The following is a 22,790-nucleotide window of genomic DNA, read 5'->3' on the forward strand; positions in this document are numbered from 1 at the left end:
CAAGCGGGGCTACCGGCTCAAAAAATGGTGCCCTTCGCCTCTGCATTGAGGCTGAAGTTCGTCGCGCTTTCAGGGGCCTGCGAAAGGACCAGACGCAGCGGCTCGGTTCTGTAGGCGGGCGCGCGATTGTCGACGATCACCGTCTGGGTGTCGTTCGGAGAGATCGTAATGCGCTGGCTGCCGACCTCTACCCATGAATTCACCAGACCGGCCGGATGATTCAGGGTCACCGTGTAGCCGGCGAGGTTGTTGCAAAGCTCGTTCATGACGCCAAGGTCATTAGTGCCGGCCTGAATGGGACGGGCGGACGAACCGGCAATGCTGACCTGGCAAACGGTCGGCACCCTACCGGACACCGAGATCGACGTGCCGTCATAGGCACTGGCCGACGTCGCCGTAAAGATCAGCAGCGCCATGGCCAGCGCACCGCATTTGTTTCCCATACTTGGCATTTCTAGCCTCCTGCTGCGGGGAGCATCATGCATTCCGGCTGAAACTGCGGTTTAGATATCTGGTTAATGCGTATTAACTAACGACATACTCTCTGAAATCGGCCGATTTTAAGCAATCTTCTCTGAAAACGGCGCCGTTCCACTAGCTGCGTGTGGAAACGACACCGGAACTATACGCAGGTAATCTTCACGCCAAAAGTCAGTATTTCCCGTGAGAGGCCGTTTCAGTGCGATCGCTTGAGGCAAAGGCTCCCAATCGCGCAGACACCCATGGCCAGCCCGGCGATCAGGAAGGCGTCGCTATAGGCCAGCAGCAGCGCCTGACGGTGCACTGTCCCATCCAGCAGCGCGAGCGCCTGTTGCCGGAGCGGACCGGTCGCCGGGCCGTGGAGGGCGGTGTGGCGGTCCACTTGTCCGTGCCCAAGCAAGCGCACCATGTCCACCATGCGATCACGGTAGGACTGCGAAAACGGCGTGATCGCTTCGCCGATCCGGCTTGCGTGGAGCTTCTCGCGGTCGACGACGATCTGTCCGGCAATGGCGATGCCGATGGCGCCGCCCACATTGCGCAGCGTCGAAAACAGGCCCGATGCGGATCCGAGTTCGGACTTCTCCAGACCGTCCACCGCCATGACGCCAAGCGCGACGACGATGAACGATTGCCCGATCCCGCGCACCACCAGCGACGGCACGATTACATTGCTGGCTGCATCGCCATCAAGGTGAATGTTCATCAGGCACCCTGCCGCCATCACCGCGAAACCCAGCATGACGACTACCCGCACGCCGAACCATTTCATCAGGCGCGGCGATGCGAAGGACATGGCGAACTGGACCAGTCCGTAGGGGATCATGGTCAGGCCGATCTGAAGTGCGTTGTAGCCATGGGCTTCCGCAAAGTAGTTCGGCACCAAGAACACCACGCCGAATACCGCTGCTCCGAACGTGAACTGCATCAGGCTGGCGAGACTGAAGTTCCGGCGGCCCAAGAGGCGCAAATCGATGAACGGATCCTTGCGGCGCAGTTCGATCACCACAAAGGCGGTCAGGCAGATCGCCGCGCTCAACGCGGAATTGACGATGAAGGACGACGTGAACCAGTCCTTCCTGCCGCCTTCCTCCAGCATGATCTGCAAGGACGAGAGGCCGATGGCCATGGTCGCGATTCCGGCCCAGTCGCCGCTGCGAAGCTTGCTTAGCGCCATGGGCGTGCGCGGTGTCGCCCAGCCGATCGCGGCGAGTAGCAGCAAGCCCGGCGGCACTTGCAGATAGAAGATCCAACGCCAGTCGTAGGCCTCGGTCAGCCATCCGCCCAGCGAGGGCCCGGCGGCCTGCGCCACGTTATTGGCGACGGCGAACAGCGCCATCCCGAACGGGTGTTTGGAAGGCGGCAGTTCGGTAACGATGATCTGGAACGACAGCGGAATCAGCACGCCGCCGAAAGCACCCTGAAGCGCCCGCGCCGCGATCATTACACCGATATTGGGGGCCAGCGAGCAGACGATGGAAAACATCACGAAACCGGCCGTTCCCACCATCAACACTCGCCGCATCGAGAAGACCGAAACCAGCCAGCCGGTCAGCGGGATGACAATGATTTCCGCGACCAGGTAGGCGGTGGTGATCCACGCCCCTTCCTCGAACGAAGCACCCAGAGAACCGCGCACGTCGGGCAGCGAAGCATTGGTGACGTGGACGTTCATGCCCGCCATGAAGCAGCCGACCACACCGCCGAGCACCGCGACCCACGCCCGCGTGGAGACCGTTTCCCCTCCGCTGCCGCCGCTCATCGTCCGCTCTCCCGGGTGTCTATCTGCGTTACCACCGACATGCCGGGGTGGAGGCCCCTGGCGCGGCGCTGTCCGGGATCGAGATGGATACGCACGGGCATCCGCTGGACGATCTTGGTGAAGTTGCCGGTGGCATTGTCGGGCGGCAGCAGAGCGAACTCTGCGCCTGATGCGGGCGCGATGCTGTCCACATGGCCGGTGAGCGTCTCACCGCCAAAAGCGTCGACCGCGATCCGTGCCGGTTGGCCGGGGCGCACGCGATCGACTTGCGTCTCCTTGTAGTTGGCAACGATATAAACCGCGTCCGGCACAACGGCCATGACTGGCGTGCCAGGCTCAACGTATTCGCCCACACGAAGCGTGCGTTGACCGATAGTGCCGGAAACCGGTGCGCGGATCACGGTGAGGGTGAGTTGCAGGACAGCCAGATCCAGTGCCGCATGGGCCTGACGGAACGTGGCTCTCGCCTTGTCCAGATCGGCTCGTGCAGCTTGTTGCTGCGTGGCTAGCACGGGGAGTCGTTTGCGCTCGGCGGCGGCCGATGCGTTGGCGGCTGCAAGCTGAGACTGTGTCCGGCGGGCATCGGCCTCGGCACTTTCGAGGGCCTGCGCGCTGGCGACGGCCTGCCGGGTGAGCAGGCGTTGGCGCTGGAACTCCAGATTGCCGCGATACGCATCGGCGGCGCTGGCCGTGGCTGCCGCAACGCTGTGGGCGATCACGCTGTCCTGCTGGCTTAACTGTGCGCCCAGATTGGCGATACGGGCTTGCTGCGCGGCGATATCCGCCTCGGCTGCCGCCACGGCACCTGCGGCCGCCTCCCGCCGTGCCCGGTAATCGCGGTCGTCGATCTGCGCGAGCACTTGTCCGGCCGTCACACGCTGGTTGTCCGCTACCGCCAATTCGACCACGCGCCCAGCCACCAGCGGTGCCACTGTCACCACGTCGGCGCGAGCATAGGCGTTGTCGGTATCGACCATAAAGCGTTCGACCGACCACCAGTGCAGCCCCCAGACTGCCACGCCGACGAGCACCAAGGCCGCAGCCGAAAGCGTGAGATGCCTGCGGGATGGACGAAGGGTGCGGGCTGGGGAAGCTGCATCGGTCATTGTCTCATTACTCATCGGGTTATGGTCGATCACGAGGTCGAACGCGGTGTGGTGGGCAGGGACGAGCGGATCAGTGGCGACGCCGCCGGATCGGGCGCGCCTTCCCATCCTCCGCCAAGGGCGCGGAAAAGCGTGACTTGTGCGGCGGCAAAGTCGAGGTTGGCTTCGGCCAGTGCGGCCCGGTCAGAAAGGGCGCCGCGCTCGGCAGCAAGCGCCTCCAGCGCATCTGCACCGCCCGCCGCGCGGTTCGCGCGCATGAGTTCGGCGGCTTTATCGCTGCGCTCTGCAGCAAGGCGGCGGGCGTTGCGCGTTCGCGCTGCGGCATCGAGCGCGGAAGCCGCGGCACCTGCTTCCTGAAGTGCCGTGAGGATCGCGGCGTCGAACCGGGCCAGTTCACCGCGCTCCCGGGCGCGTGCCTGCGCGATCCGGGCCCGGGCGGCGCTCACATTGGGAAAGCTCCACGAGAGCAGAGGGCCCAGTCGCCAGACCATATTGTTGCGTAGGCCAAGATCTCCGGGCGTCTTCGCCGAACTCGCGATCCCGGCGCCCAAGGCGATATGCGGGTAGAGATCGCCCACGGCGACGCCGATCCGCGCGGTGCTGGCCTTGAGCCTCAGTTCGGCCGCGCGCACGTCTGGACGACGGTTCAGAAGCGCCCGGCCATCCAGTTGCGGCGGAGCGGAAGCGAATTCCGGCAGACGCGTGCACGCCTCAGCGGCGGCGGGCACGTCCGACGGCACGCGGCCCGCGAGCACTGCCAGGGCCTCCAGCGCCTCCTGCCGCCGGGCTTCCAGTGCGGGGCGCACGGTACGGGCGCGCGCCTCCTCGGCCGCAGCTTCCGCGACCTCGCCTTCTGTGACCGCGCCCGCATCCCGCAGGGTCTCTACGATCTGGCGGTTGCGTGCCGCCAGCGCTTCATCTTCCCGCGCTATCGCCATTCGGCGCGACAGGCCGCAGGTGTCGACCCAACCGCGCACCACTTGTGCGGCAATGGCCACGCGCGCCGCATCGAGCAATGCGGCTTCCGCCTCGCTGTCTGCCGATTCAGCCCGGATCGAGGCATCGATCTGGCCGAAAAGGTCGAGTTCCCATGTGAGGTCTGCGCCAAAATCGAAGCGCGAGCCGGTGCGGACATGCGAACTTTGCCGAGAGCCCGCCTCGATCTGGTCCTGCAACGTGCTGCCCAGGCCAGCACCTGCGGAGAGTGTGGTATCTGGCAAACGATTGCCTTCCGCTTCGCGCAACACCGCGCGTGCTTCGAGCAGCCGGGCTTTGGCCGCCTGAAGGTCCCGGTTATTGGTCAACGCCTCCGCGATCAGCGCGTCGAGAGCGGGTTCGTTGTAAAGGCGCCACCACTGCGACGGTGTCAGGTCGGCCGAGGAGGGCGCTTCGGGCAGCGCAATCGTCGAGCGGGGTGGGGCAGACGGCGCAGCCGCGCACCCTGCCAACAGAGCAAGCGGCAGGATCGCGGCAGGAAGCGATGCAGAGGGCTGGGGCACGGAAGCAGGGTCTTTCAGAGCATCTTGGGCCCGTTCCGTTAGGGCATACGCGCTTGTCCATCTCCTGCGGGTGTGACAATAATCGTCGTGAAATGGACATCTTGCGGACTGTTGATGAGTGCCAGCGTGCGGCGCGGCCGATTGCGGCTTTTGCGAGCGAGCATCCAAATGGTCAGCATATCGCCCCGCACAGCCATCCGCGCGCGCAGCTCATCCACACGCTCACGGGTGTGATGACAGTGACGTGCGCGGAAGGAAGCTGGGTCGTCCCGACAGGGCGTGCGGTGTGGATGCCGCCCGAAGTCGAGCACGCGATCCGCATTGCCGGCGATGTCTCGATGCGCACGCTGTTCGTCGGGCCCGACGCTCGGTCCGATCTACCCGTCACGTGTGAGGTGATAGAAATCTCCCCCTTCCTCCGCGAGGCGCTGGTCGAGGCGACGGCGATCCCCCTAAACTATGTGCCGGGCGGGCGGGACGAGCGCGTGATGGAACTGATCCTCGATGAGATCACCGCAGCGCCGCGCCTGCACATGCACGTTCCACTTCCGCGCGATCGGCGGTTGATGCGGCTGTGCGAGGCGATGATAGCGGATCCGTCCGCGCCGGTGACTTTGGAGGGGTTGGCCGCGCAAGTTCACGTCAGTGGGCGCACTTTGGCCCGGATGTTCCATCGCGAATTGGGAATGAGCTTCGGCGCATGGCTGCGCCGCATGCGGCTGTTGCTGAGCCTGCCCCGCCTCGCTGCGGGGGCAACTGTGCTCGAAGTGGCACTGGAACACGGTTACGATAGCCCGAGCGCATTCACGGCGATGTTCCGCCGCGAACTCGGACTTCCGCCCAATCTTTACGTCAAGACCCGAGGGTGATCGGAGTGCCGGTGTTGGCGGCTTTACGTGCCTCTTATCGGAGCAATTTTCATAGCCGGAGGCTTCGGAGGTTGTCGCGGAGCAGCGCCTGAAGGCGATTGCAGCAAGCATGGTCCCGGAAATCAAGAAGGGTCGGAAACTCGACGGCATTAGGCATATTATTTCAATAAAACTATAGAATACGCATTTATATTATTTCACTGGATAACCAGATTTGCGGCATGGACGCCCCTCCGCAATCGGCGCTAGCGGGCTGCCCATGAGTATCATCGCGCAAATCATGAACACGACCACCGGCCAAATCATCCAGAAGATGAAGTTCGAACGCATGCCCAAGCCGTGGGTTACCTTCCATCTTTCGACTGGCGAGCAGGTGACCGCAGATCGCGTGCATGTCGGTAAGCCCGCTCCGGGCAAGTTCATCACGCCAGTCGAAGTTTGGGTGACGCCCAAGGAATAACGGATTGGAGCTCACCGGGCGTAAACGGCGCCATCGGGATTGAGGAAATATGGTTCAACGCCAGGAAGGAAGGCGAAGGAATGTGTCGATATTTCAATCCTTCCTGGCGCGGCGATGGACCATCTTGGTGAATCCGTGAGGTAAATCCTGAAGGGGCGCCGAAATGGCGTCCATCTCGAACCAAAGCAGCCCTGGCCGGGCAACAATCCCCGCGCGGGGGCCGCTTCGATTCAGCGTGACCGGGCCCGAATGGGTCAATCGGCAGAATAGACCATATTGCGGACCCTGACCGTGCCGCTACCCGCCGCGAACAGCGCCGGGCGCAGGCTGAGGTACGCTCCCGCCATGTTCTGGTTATAGCCGCTCACTTCATAGGAGCGGTGGAGCACCCAATTCTGGCCGTCGGCACTGTAATAGAAGTGGCCAACCTGATCCTCATTGCGAACCCGAAGATACAGGCGGGGGCCGATGGCAGGCACTCGGGCTTCGAAGGCATTCTCCTCGCCCAGCACATAGGCGCGAAAGCGGTTCGGGTCTGTGGCGATGCCGCAGAAATATTTCTCGTTGTAGAACAACAGGAGCCCTGCGGTTACCTGTCCCTCCAGTTCCACTTCCATCGACAGTTCGTAGCGTCGGTCGCCGCTGTTCATGACCAGAGGCGATGCGTCAGCCGGTCCCTTGCCTTGGGCGGTCAATACGAGGGCGCCGTTGTCGAAGCGGACCCGGTCCCGATAGTTGCGGCCGGGTTTGTAAAAGCTCATGCGCGCGCCCAGTGCATCCGCGTCAAACGGGCCGGAGAAGGCCACGCCATTTGCGCCGAGCTTACGGCCCGCCGGCTTGCGGAACGGGCGGGACAGATCGCCGCCCAGCGCGCGCGGCCAATCGTCTGCCGTCCATTCGATGGGCTCCAGCAAGCTCTGCCGCCCGAGCGTGCGATAGCCGTTTTCATAGCCGTGATAGAGCATCCACCATTTCCCGGATGGATCCTCGACCGGTGTGCCGTGACCGCGCGACCACCAGGGTTCGTTGATCGAAGTCGTGCGGACTATGGGGTTGTGCGGGCAATTCTCCCAAGGCCCCTTGATGGACTTCGCGCGTGCGACGATCACCATATGACTGGTGGGCGGCCCCGCAGTACCGCCCTCGGCAGAGAACAGATAGAACCAGCCATTGCGGCGGATGATCTTCGGCCCTTCCAGAGCAAAGGTCTCGACCGCCCAGTCGCCGGGATATTTCCAGCCCTCATAGGCTTTCTGGTCCGGTCCGGAGCGGGTCAGGCCATCATCGCTCAGCGGGATGAGCACGCCATCGCTCACGTAGAGATAACGCTTGCCGTCCTCGCCCACCGCATGGCCGGGATCGATGGCGGTGTAGATGCCGACATCGATGGGCTCGCTCCACGGGCCCTCAATCCGTTCGGCGTGGATGACATAGTTGGTCATCGGCCGGCGGGCCGCGCCGATCGCGCTTGGCATTTGCGACACGCCGCGTACCGCGAAATAGATGTAATAGCGCCCGTCGTGCTTCACGAGATCCGGCGCATAGACCGAACCGACCGGCTCGGTCAGGGCAGGGCCGATTGGTGACCAGTTGACCAGATCGCCGGACTTCCAGATCACCAGTCCCGGATAATAAACGAAGGACGAGGAGACCTGATAATACGTGTCGCCGTCACGCAGGATGCTGGGATCAGGATGGTCGCCCGCCATGACGGGGTTTCGAAATGTGCCGTCGCCCAGATCGGCGGTGCGCTGCCCTTCGATGCCGCGCCCCCAGTCCGTTCCCGTGTGGGGATGATTGGAGACGGACCTCTGCGCGGCGGATAGTGTTTCGGGCAGGGCAGCGAGGCCTGCCGCACCCATCGCCGAGAGCAAGGCCTGGCGGCGTGTACTGTTCATGGATGTTCTCCGGAAATCATCGTCAGGGGCGGCGCAGCAGCTTCAGGCGGATGATCCGCAGGCCGTCATTGGGGAAAAGGAAATAGCGTTCGTCGCCGTTCATCGTTCGGCCGGTGATCCAGCGGCCGTTCACGAAAGCGCCTTCCTGAACGTGATCGATCTCGACTTGCGTGCCGGGTATGGAAAAGCGCAAGTTGATGCCGCGACCGATGATCAGAAATTCATCCTCGCCGCTGGCGATGGCGAGACCATAGCCGGTTTCTGGTGGCTTCGCCTCTTCCCCGGTGCCCGCACCGAAGGCGCCTACCGTGGAGATCGGCCCGGCAATGCTGAGGGTATAGTCGCCCAGCGTCTCCTTGATCTGCCCGCCTTTGGCGATGCGGAAGCCGCGAATTTTGCCCTCCGCCTGCGCCCGGGCGATCGGGCCGGACATCTCGTTCAGCACCTTGTAGGCCTGGAAGAGTTCGCTGCCGTCCGCCGCGTCCTCGATACCGAAGGGGGAGAAAGCGATGGCGTCATATTGGCCGATTGCCACGAACAGATTGCCGGTGTCGTTCTTCGCTTCCGGATTGAAGATCGGATTGTCGGCCCGCTTGTAGTCCGCCAGCGTGCCGGCATAGTCGTCGACATAGATGTCCGGCCCCAGGAGGGCGAGCGACGGCGCTGCTGCCTTCCAAACATCCATCATTCGGGCAACCGGGCCGCCGCTGGGATAGTCACCGGGTTCGGGAGACTTGGCCTGCGGGCCGAGCCAGGCGTTGGCGTACATGGGCAGCGCAAGCTGAGACGCGCCCGCCTTTGCCACGCGCTCCACATAGCTGCCGAAGCCCCAGGCCATGAAGACTTCGTCGGCGGCCTTGTCCGTGCCGAACACGTCCGCCCATGTTCCCGTTTCCCGGAAGCCATTGCGCTGCCAGACTGCCAATAGTTCCGATCGCAGGGTCGCGTGATGGTCGCGCAAATAGGCGATCAGCGCAGGCGGCACGGGCTGGCTCCACGCGGCCGCCGCGAGTGGCGAGCGGTCGCGGCTGTCACCCAGCAGGCCGACCTCATTCTCCACCTGCATCATGATGACGGTATGTTTGCGGTCGATCTCCCGAATATGCGCCATGAGCGCGGCAAAGGCGCGTGCGTCGGCTTGCAGCAAGGCGTCGCTGAAGACGCTCATCGTGGGATTATAGCCCAGATAGGCGGCGATCCCTTTGGGCTTGGCGTTGCGATCGCGCTCGACCCTTTGAAAGCGGGCCGTGTCGCTGCGCACCCAGGACGGGGTATAGGTCGACTCCGCATTCTTGTAGGCACCGAACCAGATCAGGACGAGCTTCATGTCATGCGCGGACGCTTGCTTTATCTGGTCGTCCACGGCGGTGAAATCGTAATGCCCCTCTTGCGGCTCGACCAGTTCCCAGCTGGCCGCGCCGATCACCGTGCGGACATGATTGCGGGCCAGCTTGTCCCAGATCGGCGCCATATAGTCCGGGCTGGACGGGCTGCTGTTATGCAACTCGCCGCCAAGCACGAGATAGGGCTCACCGTCGACCATCAACTGCGTTGCCGCACCATTGCGCTGCACATGGGGGAGTGCCTTGGGCGCAGCCGATGACATGACTGCCAGAGCCATGGCCAGCAAAAGCGCCGATCTCATCAAAACTCGCAATACCTTCTCCCTCTGTTCTATCGATTTCTTTCGTTTACTGTGGGGCCAGCAAGGAAACGGGGCCGATCAAGCCTGAAGGCCGCAGCGGCGCATTCGGCAGGTAAGTCGGAGTGCTGGTCCAGGTCACTTTGTGCGCGCCGGGCTGTGCATCTCCGATCAGCCGGTTTATCCAGCGATCGGCTACCCGGACGCTAAGGGTGTTACGCCCTTCCTTGACCAGTGAGCCGATGTCGACAGTATGTGGCTCGCGCCAGATGGTGCCCGCCAGATGGCCGTTGACCGTAACTTCGGCGATGTCCCCGAGTTTGCCGAGATCGAGAACCAGCGGCTGCCCCGGCCTTGTTCCCTTGGGCAGCTCGAAGGTCTTGCTGTAGGTCGCGATTCCGGAAAAGTAGCGGATGCCGGGGTTGTCGTTCTCGCTCAAGGAAGCAAGGCGGGGCAACTTCGCTGATGCAGGTGCGCCGCGACCAGCCTGGAAATCGACATTCCAGACGCCCGCACCGATATCCTTGACCGGCTTGAGTTCCACTTCGGGAACCGATGCAGACTGCGTCGTTGCCTGCCGTACGAAGGTGACGAAGAACGCATCGGTCGGCGCCATGTCGAGCTTCACGACTGTCTGCCCATCCTCAATGCGGTATGTGACCGCTAGACGTTGGCCTGTGTCCGCTCGCCAGATTTCCGGAAGCTTTCCAGTAACGCGAAAGCGTGCTTCACCGGTTTCGCGGTGATCCGTGCGGTTGGTCAGAAAATAGATTTCACCCTCAGGCAACGTCCGGTGCCGGAACAGGATCTTGCTGTCGCTCGCCGCTCCAGTGTAACTGAAATCGGGCGCCAGGCCTGACTGAGCGAGCATTGCCTCGACATTGCCCGTGCCGATAACCTGCCCCTTGCCGACGGTCGCGCCCGAGCCATCGGCCCACAATTGCTTAACCAGTTGCGCAAATTCGCGCGGATCATCCCCGAGCGCCGGAGAAGACGAGGGCGCATGCCCCATGATGGTCGCGCCGTCGTTGGCGAGCGCGGCGATCCGGCGCAAGGTCGCAACCGTCATTCGGTCGCTGGTGCCGCCAAGGTAGAGCGCGCGGTAGCGGGCGCCTCCGGGCGTGACCAGTTCCTTGCCCTCCACCTTCAGCGCATCATACAGCGCGGCGACATTGACGAAATCGTAGGCGTAGCGCGTGGGTGCATCCTTGGGCGAAGTGGTGAACTGTCCCACCAGCGGGGCCTCTTCGCCATAGAAGTAGGCAAGATCGGAATGGTCGCGTCCCTGCTGGAGAAGGAATGCGGTGCGCCCCAGATAGTCGATCCACGGCTTAGCCATCTCGGCCCAGGTTTCGTGCCGATTGAAGTACTGGCCGAAAATGAGAAGCGCGAGACCGGGCTGCTTGTCATCGACCGGCTGGTGGACCGATGTGTGGATCACCGGTCGGTTGACGCCTGACGCGAATGCGAAATCCATCTTTGTCCGAAGATCTGCAGGCGAAGTCGCCCAAGGCGAGAGGGCGTTGGTCAGCGATTCAGCGGCAACCAGATTCTGCCCGTAAATATGCGCGACCGAGGCGGCGCCGCGCATGTCGATCTCTGCGGCGGACATTGACATGGGTATGTCTGTCGGCTGGCGCATCGCCATGTCGTCGCCGAGGACCACGCGGCTGGTCTCCAAAGCCTCGCCGTAATAAATGAGGCCGCGCTCATGTGCGACCTGCGCGATTGTCGCATAATGCTGGCTTGCCATGAGATCGCCGAGCGTCCGGCGGAAATCATAGAGAAACGCATCGCTCTGCGCGCGCGAACCGACGATCACACCGGTGAGGGCCGGGAACCAGGGCTTCGGATCGTATCCGCGAAGCGCCTTGAACTGGGCTACGAGATCGGCGCTCCAGTTCGAGGGGCCGACTTCGGTACTGTCCGTCAGGATTGCGCGAAGGCCGCGCCGGCCGATCAGGTCGTCACCGGTGGCGCTGGCATACATGTCGAGATAGGTCTGAAGGTAATCGCGCACCGCGTGGCCGTCGTACTTGTCGACTTCGAGACCGGTGGCCTCGGCCGTCGCCGGGTGGTTCATCGTGCCTGTCAGCGAATAGCCCAGACGCACGATCTTCCAGTGCCCGGCCGGGGGCGTCCAATCGAGCTTGCCATCGGGTGACATCCGGGCCGTGAGGTCGACAATGTCCTTTGGATCTATGCCCGGAACCTCGGGACCGACACCGCGATCAAGCGCATAGTAGTCATTGGCAATTGCGAACCCGGCCTTCTGTTCGAAAGCATTGACCCGCGGTGTCGCCTGCAATGCCAGCTCGGTGATCCTGATGCGGTCGGAGGCGCCGCCGCTCATCATCTCGGCGGCACCTTTGGCGCCGAAGGCCTGCAACATGCCGGGAATATCGACTCCGGGCGTCATGTCGCCCATCTGTCGCAGCATGCCGCCCTGATTGGCACGCGCGGTCCAGCTAAGCCGGAATCGGGCGGCGGTCACCGGGGCGAAGCTTGCCGTCGAGGGCGTCGGCCCTGCCGACAGCTCCGCCACCTTGCGCCATTCGCCGTGTTCGCTCTCCGCTTCGAGAAGCGGCACGGACGTGGTTCCCGAAATCTGGTAGGTCACGGAACGGATGGTTCTGGGCTTGTCGTATTCGATCAGCACAGCAGATGGTGTCTTCGATCCGGCAGTGAGGATGTCCACGCTTTGGGCATACCTGCCATCGTTCAGCGCCGCTGCATCCAGAGGGCGATCGTCCACGCGGACGGATGGGATCGGAAGCGGCGTCCAATCGCCGGGAACGCGGAAGGCCAGCACGGCAAAGTCGCGGGCATATTGAGGGAAGGCGATCCCCTCCTGTCCGGGCGAAAACGCCATGTGCTGGGCCGGGATGTCCTGGAAGCTGCCGGTGGTATCCGGAATGGGAGGGAGGCTGCCCATGAAACGCTTGCCGCCTTCTGCAGACATCTCGCTCCAGACTAGCTTTTTCATGCCGTCACGCGGCTTGACCCACGGGCCGCCGGTTTCGCTCCACCCCGGAGAAGAGGCGGTGGCAAGCTCCAGGCCATGCTTGTCGGCTTCTTCGGCAGCGACGCGGAAAGCATGTTTCCACTCAGGGCTCATGTAAGGGAGGCGCTTGGCAACGATTTGTGGAGTGACCACGGCTGCATCGAAGCTCTGCATTCCCCCGATACCAATACGAGCCATCCACTCGATATCCTTTCGGATGCCGTCTTCGGTGATGTTCCCGTTCATCCAGTGCCACCAGACGCGTGGGCGCGCCGTGAGCGGGGGATCGCGGAAACCGGCTTCAAGATCGTCGGCCTGCTGGGCGTAAGCGTTGATGCCCGAGATTGGCAGCAGGGCGGCGCCAGCTCCAAGAAGCAAGGCAAGGCGGCGCACCTTTCGCGCCTTGGACCGGGCAATTGTCATCGTGACTCCAGTTCAAAACAAGGAGCGAAAGACGCCCCCGCCATCGGACCCTCGCCTTAATGGCGCAGAACCAACCGTGCGGGAGCGAAGGGATGTGCGGCGCGGTTTGAGCGCGCCGCATCTACGAAGCCGGTCTCGATTTTCGGGTCGAGCGGGACGACGGAACCGGCTCGGCACCGTCGCCCGAATGACCGTCAATCGATGACGCCCGCCTGTCGTCCGGATTTCCCGATCTTGAGCATGCGCTTGTCGCCGGGAACACAGCTCCAGTTGGCACCGTCCTTCACATCGCCCTTGCCGCTGTAGCGCGCCATTTCAGGGAACTTGCAAAGCGGCATCGTGCGGCCGAGCGGCTGCTTGAAATCGACGCCGAACTGGTTTGCCTTGTAGAGCGTGGCGGGCAGATTGTCGGGCGCGTCGCCCTTTTCAACCCATGCCTCGATGGCGCTCAGCGCATCGAAGCTGCCGGGCCCCTCGCCAATGCCTCCGCCGCTGCAATGCGCGGTTCCCGGAAGCATGAACATGCGGATGTTCTTGTGCAGCTTGTCGTAGCCGCCGAAGGTCTTCGCAAGCTTCTTGTAGTAGTTGACGGACATGTAGGGCGTCAGGAGATGATCGCTCAGATTTACCCACATGATCATCTTGTGATTGCTCTTGATGAGTTTGGCGGCGTTCTGCGGAATATCGCCGATCCCCATGCGCAGCGCTTCATTCGCCTTGGCCACTTCCGCGGCCGGAGCGATCACCCGGAAACCGGTGACGGGCCCCGGACCGCCCGAACCGAACGAAATCACCGATGCCGTCTGGAAGGCTGGATCGTTGCGGTGGGTGAAGACGCGGATGACGGCGTCGCCGAGCAAGGCCATGCCGTTGCTCGCTCCGGTTGCCGGATTTCCGGCATCGGGCCAGGGGGTTGCGGTGCCCGGATTGGCAGGCGGCAGCATGAGCGAATTTTGCAGCTCGCTTACAGAATAGCCGGGCTGAACGACGTGCCCTTCGTGGTCCGTAGCTGCCGTCAAAACCGTGCTTACGCTTTCGATCTGCGCCTGGGTGAAACAATTGGTGCCCGGCTTGTTGTCTGCGCAGCGCGGAAGGTCCTTTTCCGGCCGGAAGTCGCAGGCCATCGGATTCTGGATGAGGCCGTCCTTGACGCCGTCCACCGCATCGCATTTCGCGAGTACCAGCGGGCTGATCTGGGCAACGAGCGAAGCCGGCAGGTTTGCGTCTGGTGAGCGTACCGTCGCCAGTGAGGCCCCGGTGGTCAGGAATGCGAGATTGGAAAGGTTCGCATAAGGAGATCCCGAAACAATACCGTCGAACGCCTCGGGAAAGTATGCTGCCGCGACAAGGGCGTCACGTCCGCCGCCCGAACAACCGCAGAAATAGGAGTAGGCGATCTTCGATGCGGTTCCGCTCGCCTGAGCATAGAATGCGGTCGTGAATTCCTTGCCCATTGTCGCAAGGACTTTCTGCGAGCGATAGAGATAGTCGTCGAGATAGTCCTGACTGATTTGGCCCGGGCCGGTGATGGCCCATTTGCCCTGCGTGAAACCGGCATGGCCTTCGTCCGTCGCGAAGGAGGCGTAGCCCTTCCGAACGCTGTCGCCCGGCTTACCCTGGTTCGTGATTGTGATCGTGGGTGAAGCGGCATCGCTGACGGCGAAAGTTCCGCAATGGCCGCCGCAACCCAGCTGGAGGTACTTGCGGTTCCAGGTCATTGGCAGGGTGGCAAGGAAGTTCGCCGTCTTGCCGGTCGCGGGGTTGGTCACGAAGCTGCCGGTAACCTGGCAATAAGCCGGCAGATCGCCGCGGGCTGGTGTGAAGCGCGTGCCTCCTTCGAGGAACGGGCCCGGCTGCTCGTTCGCCGGCAGCTTCTCGACCGTGACCTTGATATTCAGCTTGGATGCAATCGCCTGCATGGCGGCGGGCTGGCACAATTCGGCCATGCTCGCGGCGACGACGCCACCGGCGATAGCAGTGCCAGTGCCTTGGCTAACCGCAGCTGCCGCAATCGGCTTTGCGTCCTGCGCCGAGGCGACAGTTTCCCCGCTACCGTAGTTTCCTAGCGCCGCAGCGACGCATAGCAATGGTGTCACCGTTGACAGGACGATCCGCGATATTCGGTGCATGTGTTTATCCTTCCCCCAATGATCTTGTGCCCGGTTCGGCAACACTGCCGCTCGGCCAAGCGACGTTATTTCATGGGCCCCTCGCGACCACTCATCGTGGCCGGGAAAGCCGTGCGCATTCGATTCGCCGTAAATCCCGTGTAATCTACCAACCGTTCGGTAAAAACAAAAGAGGCGATTTTACCGGCGCTTCACGGAGGGGTGGCGGTGCCCGTCAAACATTCCTCGGCGGCAGAAGTTGTCGATCGCGGGGCGGGCGGAATTATCGAGCATTCGTTCCGGAGTGTCCCAATCCGGAATAATCCTTCCGTACAGCTTTCGACTTACCGACTGTATGGTATATAAGATCGCGACTCGATAATCCGGGCAGGGGAGGGCCCGATAAAACACCTCGAAAACCGCCGTACATAGGGTGGGGCGGGGAGTGTGCGACTTACTTGATATCCAAGTCACGTTTTATTGATTGGTCGTTCCCTTAAGATCAGTCGCGTGTGCGACTTTGATGCCCGCCAATCTTGTCAAGGCGGGCAGCACCGAATGTTCGCCCTGCGAAATGGACGTCGCGGCGCGATTATCGATCTTATCGAGAATGACGAAAATACTGATAAATATAAATGGGAAATAAAATAATATAAACGGAGAGGGAGTTGTATGAAGAATTTGAACGGCTGTTCACGGCTCGGTATAGTCCTGAACTGCGGGGTGGCTATTTCAGCGCTTTGCCTTGCAGTTCCTGCCTTTGCCCAAGCTGATAGTCCACCGCCTCCGCAACCGGACGACAAAGGGCAACTGACGGACCGGCAGGTCCAGGAAATTGTCGTTACAGGCACGCTTATTCGCGGCGTGGCGCCGACCGGCACCAATGTTATCGATGTCACGCAGCAGGCCATTCAATCGACCGGTGCCACAACCACCGCGCAGCTCCTTCAGACAATTCCGCAACTCGGCCAGTTCAACACGCTTCAGCAGCCGGCGGGCGCTTTCAACCAGGTCACGACGAACCGTCCGAACCTGCGCAACCTTCCCGGTTTCCAGACGGCCGGCAGTTCTCCCACGCTCGTCCTTCTTGATGGACACCGCATCGTCGGCATGGGCATCCAATCGACCAGTCCCGACCCTGACATCATCCCGCCCGGCGTCATCGAGCGCGTTGAGATCGTTCCCGATGGCGGCTCAGCGATCTATGGTTCGGACGCTGTCGCGGGGGTGATCAACTTCATTACGCGCAAGAAGTTCGATGGGTTCAACGTAGACGGGCACTACGGATTTGCCGACGACTATCACGCATTCGATGTCAACGCGACGGCAGGCAAGTCGTGGGATACCGGCTCGATCTATATCTCTTACAACTATTCTGAACATGGCGCGATCTACGGCCGGGACCGCGACTATGTGCGGATGTATCCCAAGACGATCACGGGGGTTCCGTTCCCCATTACCAGCGTGCGCTGCACTCCCGGAAACGTGCAACTTGTTCCCTCGGGCACGATCTACGCGCTGCCCTACTCGACGGGATCGGCGGTGGCCAATACCGCCAACCAGTGCGACGAAAGTGACGGGGCGCCGATCTATCCAAGCGAAAATCGCCACTCGGTGTTCGCCGGCTTTTCGCAGGACCTGAGCGATGCGTTGAAAGTCGACATCCGGGCGTGGTTCACCCAGCGCAAGGTGTCCGCCGATCTCGGGCCCATTTACGATTCCGAGTACATCGGCCCGGCCTTCCTGGGCCTGATACCGAGCCCCTACATGGCGGCGCACAAGGTCAATCCCGCCAACCCGTTCGAGATCCATCAGGTCTCCTATTCCTATGGCGGCGACGACACAGAACAGCAGCGCCTGTCGCTCAGTACCTGGGGCGTCACGCCGACGTTCACTGCCGACCTGGGCAAGGGGTGGCAGCTTCGCGGGCTCGGCAGCTACGGCGAAAGCACGACGCAGAATATCGTCGGGCAGTACAACTCGACCGCAGTGCCTCTCGCGATCGCCACGGGCCTTCTCAATCCCTACGACATCAATTCGAGCAGCGATCTGGGGCTCAATGTTCTCAGCAACTATGAATCGTTCGGGCGGACCCGCCAGCGGCTGTTCAGTGGCCGCCTGATCCTTGATGGCTCCCTGTTCAAGCTGCCCGGCGGAGACGTGAAGTTCGCAGGCGGTGTCGAGTACAATTCCGAAGGCCTGCGATCGCAGAAAGGCTCGATCGTGCCCGGTACGGAAAACACCGGTTATGGCGGTCTCGTCTACAACGGCGTCACAGTTATCGCGCCTTACGCTAATCTTCCGATTGTCTCAGTTTCGCGGAATACAAAGTCCGCTTTCGGTGAACTGGTCGTGCCGGTTTTCGGAGCAGACAACGGTTTTGGCGGGATGCGCGAGCTGACCTTCTCGCTCTCCGGACGATATGACGATTACAGCGATTTCGGCGATACCTTCAATCCCAAGATCGGCGTCACCTACCGGCCGGTGAACTGGGTCAAGCTGCGCGGATCATGGGGTAAGTCGTTCGTAGCTCCCAGCCTTGCGGACAGGCCGGAAACCGATGTTACATCGTACAATCAGGTCAATGGGTTGTCGTTCCTGCTGCCACCAGCCAGCCTTATCGCCAATGGAACTTACCCTGCGCCGCAAAACAGCAACGTGGCAGTTGTGCTGGGCAGCGCACCGAACATCCAGCCGGAGAAGGCGACGACTTGGTCGCTTGGCTTTGATGTCGAGCCGCCGTTTGTTCCGGGGCTCAATCTCAGCTTCACGTACTGGAACATCAACTTCAAGAATCTGATCAACTTGCCGAACTTCACTAACCAGGTCGATTTCTGGACGAACTTCGGATCGGTCATCACCGTCAATCCCACGCAGGCGCAGATCAATTCCTATCTTGCGCAGGCGGACACTATCGTCGGTTCCGGCTGTACGGTCGCGGGAACAGGTCCGACGGGCTGCTATGCCATCCTCGATGCGCGAAAGCGGAATTTCGCCAATGTGAAGCTCGACGGCCTGGATATGGCATTGAACTACCGCATCGATGCCGGGTTCGCCTCGTTCGATCTGGGCTTCAACGCCAACTACGAGTTGAACCGCAAGCAGCAGGCGATCGCGGGCGCTGCCTTCAGCGATTTGCTGGAGGCCAACAACAGCCGTTTCAAGTTCAGCACGGTCCTTGGCACAACAATCAGCGGATTGCGTGCTCAGGTGACGTGGAACCACACGGCTGGCTACGATCTCGATCCCACCGTGAGTTCTGCGGGCGAACAGGACCGTGTCAAATCGTTCAATGTCTTCAATCTCTTCTTCAAGTATGACGTTCCGGGGCAGGGGATCTTCAAGAACCTCTCGTTCTCTCTGAATGTGGATAATGTCTTCGACCAGGATCCGCCGCGCTATATCCAGCAATCGATCACTGCATCGCAGGATGGCTATATCAACGGCAACACCATTGGTCGTTTCGTACAGTTCGGTGTCAGCAAGCAGTTCTGATCCAACCGCGAAACACGCTTCGCCGCCGCCCCGTGCGGCGGCGAAGTGATTTACGCTTCCCATCATGCCGAATGAGAGGGTTTTCATTCGCACATTCGCGGTGGCAGGTCGAAATGCGATTTCCGCCGAGCCTGATGGGTGTGAAGCATTCGGTGAGCGAAGGCCGGCCATCAAAAAGTGGCAGACAGAGCGTGCCTGCATGAAGCCGCCGGCAACGGCCGAAATCAATCTGGGAGAAAAATGGATGTCGGTGGCAGCAGAAGCGCCGCGCAAATTCGGATGGTATCATGGCTGGACCATCGTCGCCATCGCCACGCTTGCGCAGGTCGCATCGAACGGCATGCCGGTTAACGCCTTTACGCTGTTCGTCGTCGACTGGTCGAGCAACCTCAACACGCCTGTCAGCACCTTGCAACTGGCCATTGCCCTGCTGGGTTTGGGAAGTGCGATCCTGGCACCATTTGCCGGCGGGCTGGCCGACAAAGTACCGGCAAGAACCCTTCTGGTGACGGGATTGGGGCTTGTTGCGCTTTTTCATGTCGCGATCGGAGCGATCTTTGCGACATGGCAATTCCTGGCGCTTTACGGCGTTGTCCTGCCTTTGGGTATGGCGCTTTCCACCTCGGTGATTACCAATACCCTGGTTTCACGCTGGTTCGTCAGGCGTCGCGGGCTGGCGCTGGCGGTGACATCGTTCGGCCTCAGCGGTGCGGGTGTTGTCCTGCCGCCAATCATTGCCGCACTGCTGCCATTGCTCCAGTGGCGGATGCTTTGGATGGGTGCAGGGACGCTCATCGGTCTGGTCATGCTGCCACTGGCGTTCTGGTTGGTACGGGATCGCCCGACAGAAGAAGATGGACTGCACTACGTCAGTGTGCCGGGCGATCAACCCGTTTCCGGCGCCGCGGCCCACGTCGAGCTTCACTGGCGCGAGGTGTTCAGGCGGCGGACGTTTTGGATCGTTGTCGCCACGTACTTGCCGCTGCTGGGCCTGTGGGGCGGCGTCAACCAGAACCTTGGGCCAATCGCCAGCAGTCGCGGGCTCGATCAGTCAGCGGTGGGTCTGCTCCTGTCGCTCTTCAGCGGGGCCCAACTTGGCTCGACGCTGTTGATGGGATTGCTATCGGATAGATTTGGCAATCGTCGTCCCTTGGCGATGCTTGCCGTTATCGCGGCCACGGGCGGGATCATCACGGCGCTGGGGCAGGGGATGATTGGCTTGGCCAGCGGTATTGTACTGGTGGGCATGGGGGGAGGGCTTTGGCCCCTGATCGCCTCGGCCATTGCCAACGAATTCGGCGCGGCGGCCTCTGGTCGGGCCTTTGGTCTGACGATGGCGTTCCTGCCCATCATGGCCTTTGCACCCTTCGCCATCGCCAAAACCCACGAGATGAGCGGCAGCTACGGGCCCGGGTTAATTGGTATTGCCATCGTAACTTTGGTCGGCGGCGGCATCTGCCTGCTGATGAAGGAGTGAATTGCGGCCGCATGTCAGGTGGAAGGTAGGCCGAGGGCGAGAAGCCGTCTCGAACACGAGCAAGCAATGGCCAGTGATGCTCACCCGGCAGGCGGCTGCATGCGATTGTCGGGAAGGGACAAAATCTGAAAGAAAGGCGATGAAAGCGCGGCGTTCAACATCACTGGTGAATTGGCTCAGTCCCCGTCCATGGCTGTGATGAGGAGGAATTTTTGGTCTCCTGGGAGGGCAAACGGCGATCATACACGACCCGTCTGTATGGGTGCCGGCCGGTAGCTGAACCACGGACAACGAGAAATGCGCGCCGATGGCATTCTTGCTCGCGGCAATTAGGCACCGTTGCGGCTTGAAGTGTCTTTTTTGGCTGCTTCGCGATTGGTATGACGTCTTGCCGTCAGTAAGCGGCTGTGACATTCGAATTGCGATGACCGAACGATCCAAACTGTACCAGCGCGTTGCTCACCAGATCGAGCAGAAAATCCTCGAAGGTGTATACACGCACGGAAGCCGCTTGCCTGCGGAGCGCGATTTGGCGCAAATCTTCAAGGTTAGCCGCCCCACCATTCGAGAAGCCGTAATCGCGCTGGAGATCCGTAATTTTGTCGAGGTCAGGCACGGATCCGGCGTCTACGTAAGCGGCAAGATACCTGCCGATCCCCCGGAGGCCGAGTTGAATGTCGGCGCCTTCGAATTGATCGAAGCCAGATTGATGTTCGAAGGTGAGGCGGCCGGGCTGGCCGCAACGGTGATGAGCGACGAGGAACTCGCGCATATCGGGGACATCCTGACCCAAATGGAGGCGCTGGACCCATCCTCGGTCGAGGAACTCAACCTCGACAGGCAATTTCACTTGGCGATAGCCGAAGGTACCCAGAGCTCCATTGTCGCCCAGACGATAGAGCATTTGTGGGATCTTCGGGATCAATCACCTCTCTGCCGCCACATGTTCGAGCAAGCGCGGCACGAAGGCATCAATCCGCGGCCACACGAGCACCGCCGCATCTACGAGGCGTTGCAGGCAAGGAACGGCGCCATGGCTCGGGACGCCATGCGCGACCATTTGCGCCGGGTTTCCGAGGATCTACTCGCAGTCACCGAACTGGAAATGATCGAAAAGGCCAAGCTTGATATCATGGAGAAGCGTCGCAGGCTGGCGCCCGAGCGCATGTGAGGGCCCGTCGCGGCCCGGCAGGTGCCGGGCTCGCGGACGGACTTCCTTCAGCGTTGGCCAAGATTGAGCGGAGCGGTTCACCAGTTCCACATGGTGCCGTCTTCCAGCCGCGCTACCGGCAGATAGGCGGGCTTGTACGGATACTTTGCGGCCAGCTTCTCGTCGATATCGACGCCGTGACCAGGCGTTTCGCCGCAGATGAGGTGGCCATCTTCAAAGCGATAATCATGCGGGAACACCGCGTCGGTCTCTTCGCTGTGCCGCATGTACTCCTGGATGCCGAAGTTGGGTACCCAGGTATCGAAATGGAGAGCGCAGCCCATCGTTATGGGTGAGAGGTCGGTTGCGCCGTGGCATCCGGTGCGGACCTGATAGAGGCTGGCAAGGTCGGCAATGCGGCGCAGATGCGTCAGACCGCCCGCGCCCACCACAGTGCAGCGGATGTAGTCGATCAGCTGGTTCTGGATGAGATCCTTGGCATCCCAGATCGTATTGAAGATCTCCCCGACCGCGAGCGGCGTGACCGTATGCTGGCGCACGAGCCGGAAGGCCTCCTGGTTTTCGGCCGGTGTCGCGTCCTCCAGCCAGAATAATTGGAACGGTTCCAGCATCTTGCCCAGATTGGCGGCCTCCTGCGGCGTATAGCGGTGGTGTCCGTCATGGAGGAGATGGTGGTCGAAGCCGTAGGTCTCGCGCAGCTTCTCGAACATCTTGGGAATATAGTTGAGTGCCTTGCGCGTATCCCACCCCGTCTGTGAAGGCAGGGCGGCATCGGCCGGCTCGTAATAGAGCTTGCCACGCCCCACTCCATAGGCGTCCTTGATGCCTGGAACGCCAGTCTGCGCGCGGATGGCCTTGTAGCCCATATCGATATACTGGCCAACGGCATCGACGGTCTCGGCAATGTCCCCGCCATTGGCATGACCATAGACCATGACGCGATCGCGGCTCTTGCCCCCGAGCAAATCGTAAAGGGGCATGCCGGCCATCTTGGCCTTGATATCCCAGAGCGCCATGTCGACGGCCGCGATTGCCCGCATCGTGACCGGGCCCCGGCGCCAGTACGCCCCGCGATAGAGATATTGCCAGATGTCCTCGATCCGGCGGGCATCCATGCCGATCAGGCACGGGATCACGTGGTCTTCGAGATAGCTCACGACTGACTTTTCACGCCCGTTCAGCGTTGCGTCTCCGATCCCATACACGCCCTGATCGGTGAATATCTTGAGAGTTACGAAGTTGCGTCCCGGGCAGGTGACGATGACCTTGGCGTTCTGAATGAGCATGGGAATCTGGGATCCTGAACTTTATGCACGGCGTCACGCGCGCAGGGATTGGTCGTCATATATTGGTCAGGCCAAATTTATGCAACACATCTGGACGCCTTTGGTGCAGA

At 61.6% G+C, this 22,790-nt stretch carries 14 protein-coding genes; 5 read left to right on the forward strand and 9 right to left on the reverse strand.

Translation table 11 applies throughout. The features are described 5' to 3' along the window. Positions 1-17: 17 nt before the first annotated feature. The 4 genes from AC1VVK_RS21640 to AC1VVK_RS21655 form a co-directional block, all read right to left on the reverse strand. Positions 18-452 carry a hypothetical protein gene (locus AC1VVK_RS21640; protein ID WP_482905258.1) on the reverse strand — a complete coding sequence of 145 codons (435 nt, stop codon included), beginning with the start codon at positions 450-452 and terminating at the stop codon, positions 18-20. 224 nt (positions 453-676) lie between these two features. Next, the gene (locus tag AC1VVK_RS21645) at positions 677-2,242 is read right to left on the reverse strand and encodes a DHA2 family efflux MFS transporter permease subunit (protein WP_482905259.1); all 1,566 of its coding nucleotides are present in this window, start codon (positions 2,240-2,242) and stop codon (positions 677-679) included. Continuing rightward, the gene (locus AC1VVK_RS21650; RefSeq protein WP_482905260.1) at positions 2,239-3,348 is read right to left on the reverse strand and encodes an HlyD family secretion protein; all 1,110 of its coding nucleotides are present in this window, start codon (positions 3,346-3,348) and stop codon (positions 2,239-2,241) included. The genes AC1VVK_RS21645 and AC1VVK_RS21650 overlap by 4 nt, the downstream gene beginning before the upstream one ends. A 29-nt stretch (positions 3,349-3,377) precedes the next feature. Continuing rightward, entirely contained in the window at positions 3,378-4,847 is a 1,470-nt protein-coding gene (locus AC1VVK_RS21655) for an efflux transporter outer membrane subunit (protein ID WP_482905261.1), read from the reverse strand. A 101-nt stretch (positions 4,848-4,948) separates the two neighbouring features. On the opposite strand from AC1VVK_RS21655, the gene AC1VVK_RS21660 reads away from it, so the two are divergent. Both AC1VVK_RS21660 and AC1VVK_RS21665 read left to right on the forward strand, forming a co-directional pair. Further along, positions 4,949-5,716 carry an AraC family transcriptional regulator gene (locus tag AC1VVK_RS21660; RefSeq protein ID WP_482905262.1) on the forward strand — a complete coding sequence of 256 codons (768 nt, stop codon included), beginning with the start codon at positions 4,949-4,951 and terminating at the stop codon, positions 5,714-5,716. A gap of 259 nt (positions 5,717-5,975) precedes the next feature. Continuing rightward, positions 5,976-6,176 carry a hypothetical protein gene (locus AC1VVK_RS21665; protein ID WP_207904656.1) on the forward strand — a complete coding sequence of 67 codons (201 nt, stop codon included), beginning with the start codon at positions 5,976-5,978 and terminating at the stop codon, positions 6,174-6,176. A gap of 254 nt (positions 6,177-6,430) precedes the next feature. Here the strand turns inward: AC1VVK_RS21665 and AC1VVK_RS21670 are convergent, their stop codons facing one another. The 4 genes from AC1VVK_RS21670 to AC1VVK_RS21685 form a co-directional block, all read right to left on the reverse strand. Then, on the reverse strand, positions 6,431-8,074 hold the full coding sequence (locus AC1VVK_RS21670; protein ID WP_482905263.1) for a family 43 glycosylhydrolase: 1,644 nt from the start codon (positions 8,072-8,074) through the stop codon (positions 6,431-6,433). 22 nt (positions 8,075-8,096) lie between these two features. Continuing rightward, positions 8,097-9,719 carry a GH35 family beta-galactosidase gene (locus tag AC1VVK_RS21675; protein ID WP_482905264.1) on the reverse strand — a complete coding sequence of 541 codons (1,623 nt, stop codon included), beginning with the start codon at positions 9,717-9,719 and terminating at the stop codon, positions 8,097-8,099. Positions 9,720-9,765: 46 nt separating this feature from the next. Continuing rightward, positions 9,766-13,143 carry a glycosyl hydrolase gene (locus AC1VVK_RS21680; RefSeq protein WP_482905265.1) on the reverse strand — a complete coding sequence of 1,126 codons (3,378 nt, stop codon included), beginning with the start codon at positions 13,141-13,143 and terminating at the stop codon, positions 9,766-9,768. 194 nt (positions 13,144-13,337) lie between these two features. Next, a complete protein-coding gene (locus AC1VVK_RS21685; protein WP_482905266.1) occupies positions 13,338-15,272 on the reverse strand; it encodes a tannase/feruloyl esterase family alpha/beta hydrolase in 1,935 nt (644 codons plus the stop codon). An 843-nt stretch (positions 15,273-16,115) separates the two neighbouring features. Between AC1VVK_RS21685 and AC1VVK_RS21690 the strand changes: the two genes are divergently transcribed. From AC1VVK_RS21690 to AC1VVK_RS21700, 3 genes are all read left to right on the forward strand, one after another. After that, positions 16,116-18,746, forward strand: a complete 2,631-nt coding sequence (locus AC1VVK_RS21690) for a TonB-dependent receptor domain-containing protein (protein ID WP_482905267.1) — start codon at positions 16,116-16,118, stop codon at positions 18,744-18,746. Positions 18,747-18,810: 64 nt separating this feature from the next. Further along, positions 18,811-20,223: an MFS transporter gene (locus tag AC1VVK_RS21695; protein ID WP_482905268.1), complete on the forward strand. Its 1,413-nt coding sequence runs from the start codon at positions 18,811-18,813 to the stop codon at positions 20,221-20,223. 424 nt (positions 20,224-20,647) lie between these two features. Beyond that, a complete protein-coding gene (locus AC1VVK_RS21700; protein ID WP_482905269.1) occupies positions 20,648-21,394 on the forward strand; it encodes a FadR/GntR family transcriptional regulator in 747 nt (248 codons plus the stop codon). A gap of 77 nt (positions 21,395-21,471) precedes the next feature. Here the strand turns inward: AC1VVK_RS21700 and manD are convergent, their stop codons facing one another. After that, positions 21,472-22,680, reverse strand: a complete 1,209-nt coding sequence (gene manD, locus AC1VVK_RS21705; RefSeq protein ID WP_482905270.1) for a D-mannonate dehydratase ManD — start codon at positions 22,678-22,680, stop codon at positions 21,472-21,474. Positions 22,681-22,790: the final 110 nt, after the last annotated feature.

Source organism: Novosphingobium sp. BL-S-32 (assembly GCF_056857055.1).

Excerpts from the sequence above, each read along its gene's own strand:
- AC1VVK_RS21640 (WP_482905258.1), bottom strand. The coding sequence starts at position 452 with ATGCCAAGTATGGGAAACAAATGCGGTGCGCTGGCCATGGCGCTGCTG.
- AC1VVK_RS21645 (WP_482905259.1), bottom strand. The coding sequence starts at position 2,242 with ATGAGCGGCGGCAGCGGAGGGGAAACGGTCTCCACGCGGGCGTGGGTC.
- AC1VVK_RS21650 (WP_482905260.1), bottom strand. The coding sequence starts at position 3,348 with ATGACCGATGCAGCTTCCCCAGCCCGCACCCTTCGTCCATCCCGCAGG.
- AC1VVK_RS21665 (WP_207904656.1), top strand. The coding sequence starts at position 5,976 with ATGAGTATCATCGCGCAAATCATGAACACGACCACCGGCCAAATCATC.
- AC1VVK_RS21670 (WP_482905263.1), bottom strand. The coding sequence starts at position 8,074 with ATGAACAGTACACGCCGCCAGGCCTTGCTCTCGGCGATGGGTGCGGCA.
- AC1VVK_RS21675 (WP_482905264.1), bottom strand. The coding sequence starts at position 9,719 with ATGAGATCGGCGCTTTTGCTGGCCATGGCTCTGGCAGTCATGTCATCG.
- AC1VVK_RS21680 (WP_482905265.1), bottom strand. The coding sequence starts at position 13,143 with ATGACAATTGCCCGGTCCAAGGCGCGAAAGGTGCGCCGCCTTGCCTTG.
- AC1VVK_RS21685 (WP_482905266.1), bottom strand. The coding sequence starts at position 15,272 with ATGCACCGAATATCGCGGATCGTCCTGTCAACGGTGACACCATTGCTA.
- AC1VVK_RS21695 (WP_482905268.1), top strand. The coding sequence starts at position 18,811 with ATGCCGAATGAGAGGGTTTTCATTCGCACATTCGCGGTGGCAGGTCGA.
- AC1VVK_RS21700 (WP_482905269.1), top strand. The coding sequence starts at position 20,648 with ATGACCGAACGATCCAAACTGTACCAGCGCGTTGCTCACCAGATCGAG.
- manD (WP_482905270.1), bottom strand. The coding sequence starts at position 22,680 with ATGCTCATTCAGAACGCCAAGGTCATCGTCACCTGCCCGGGACGCAAC.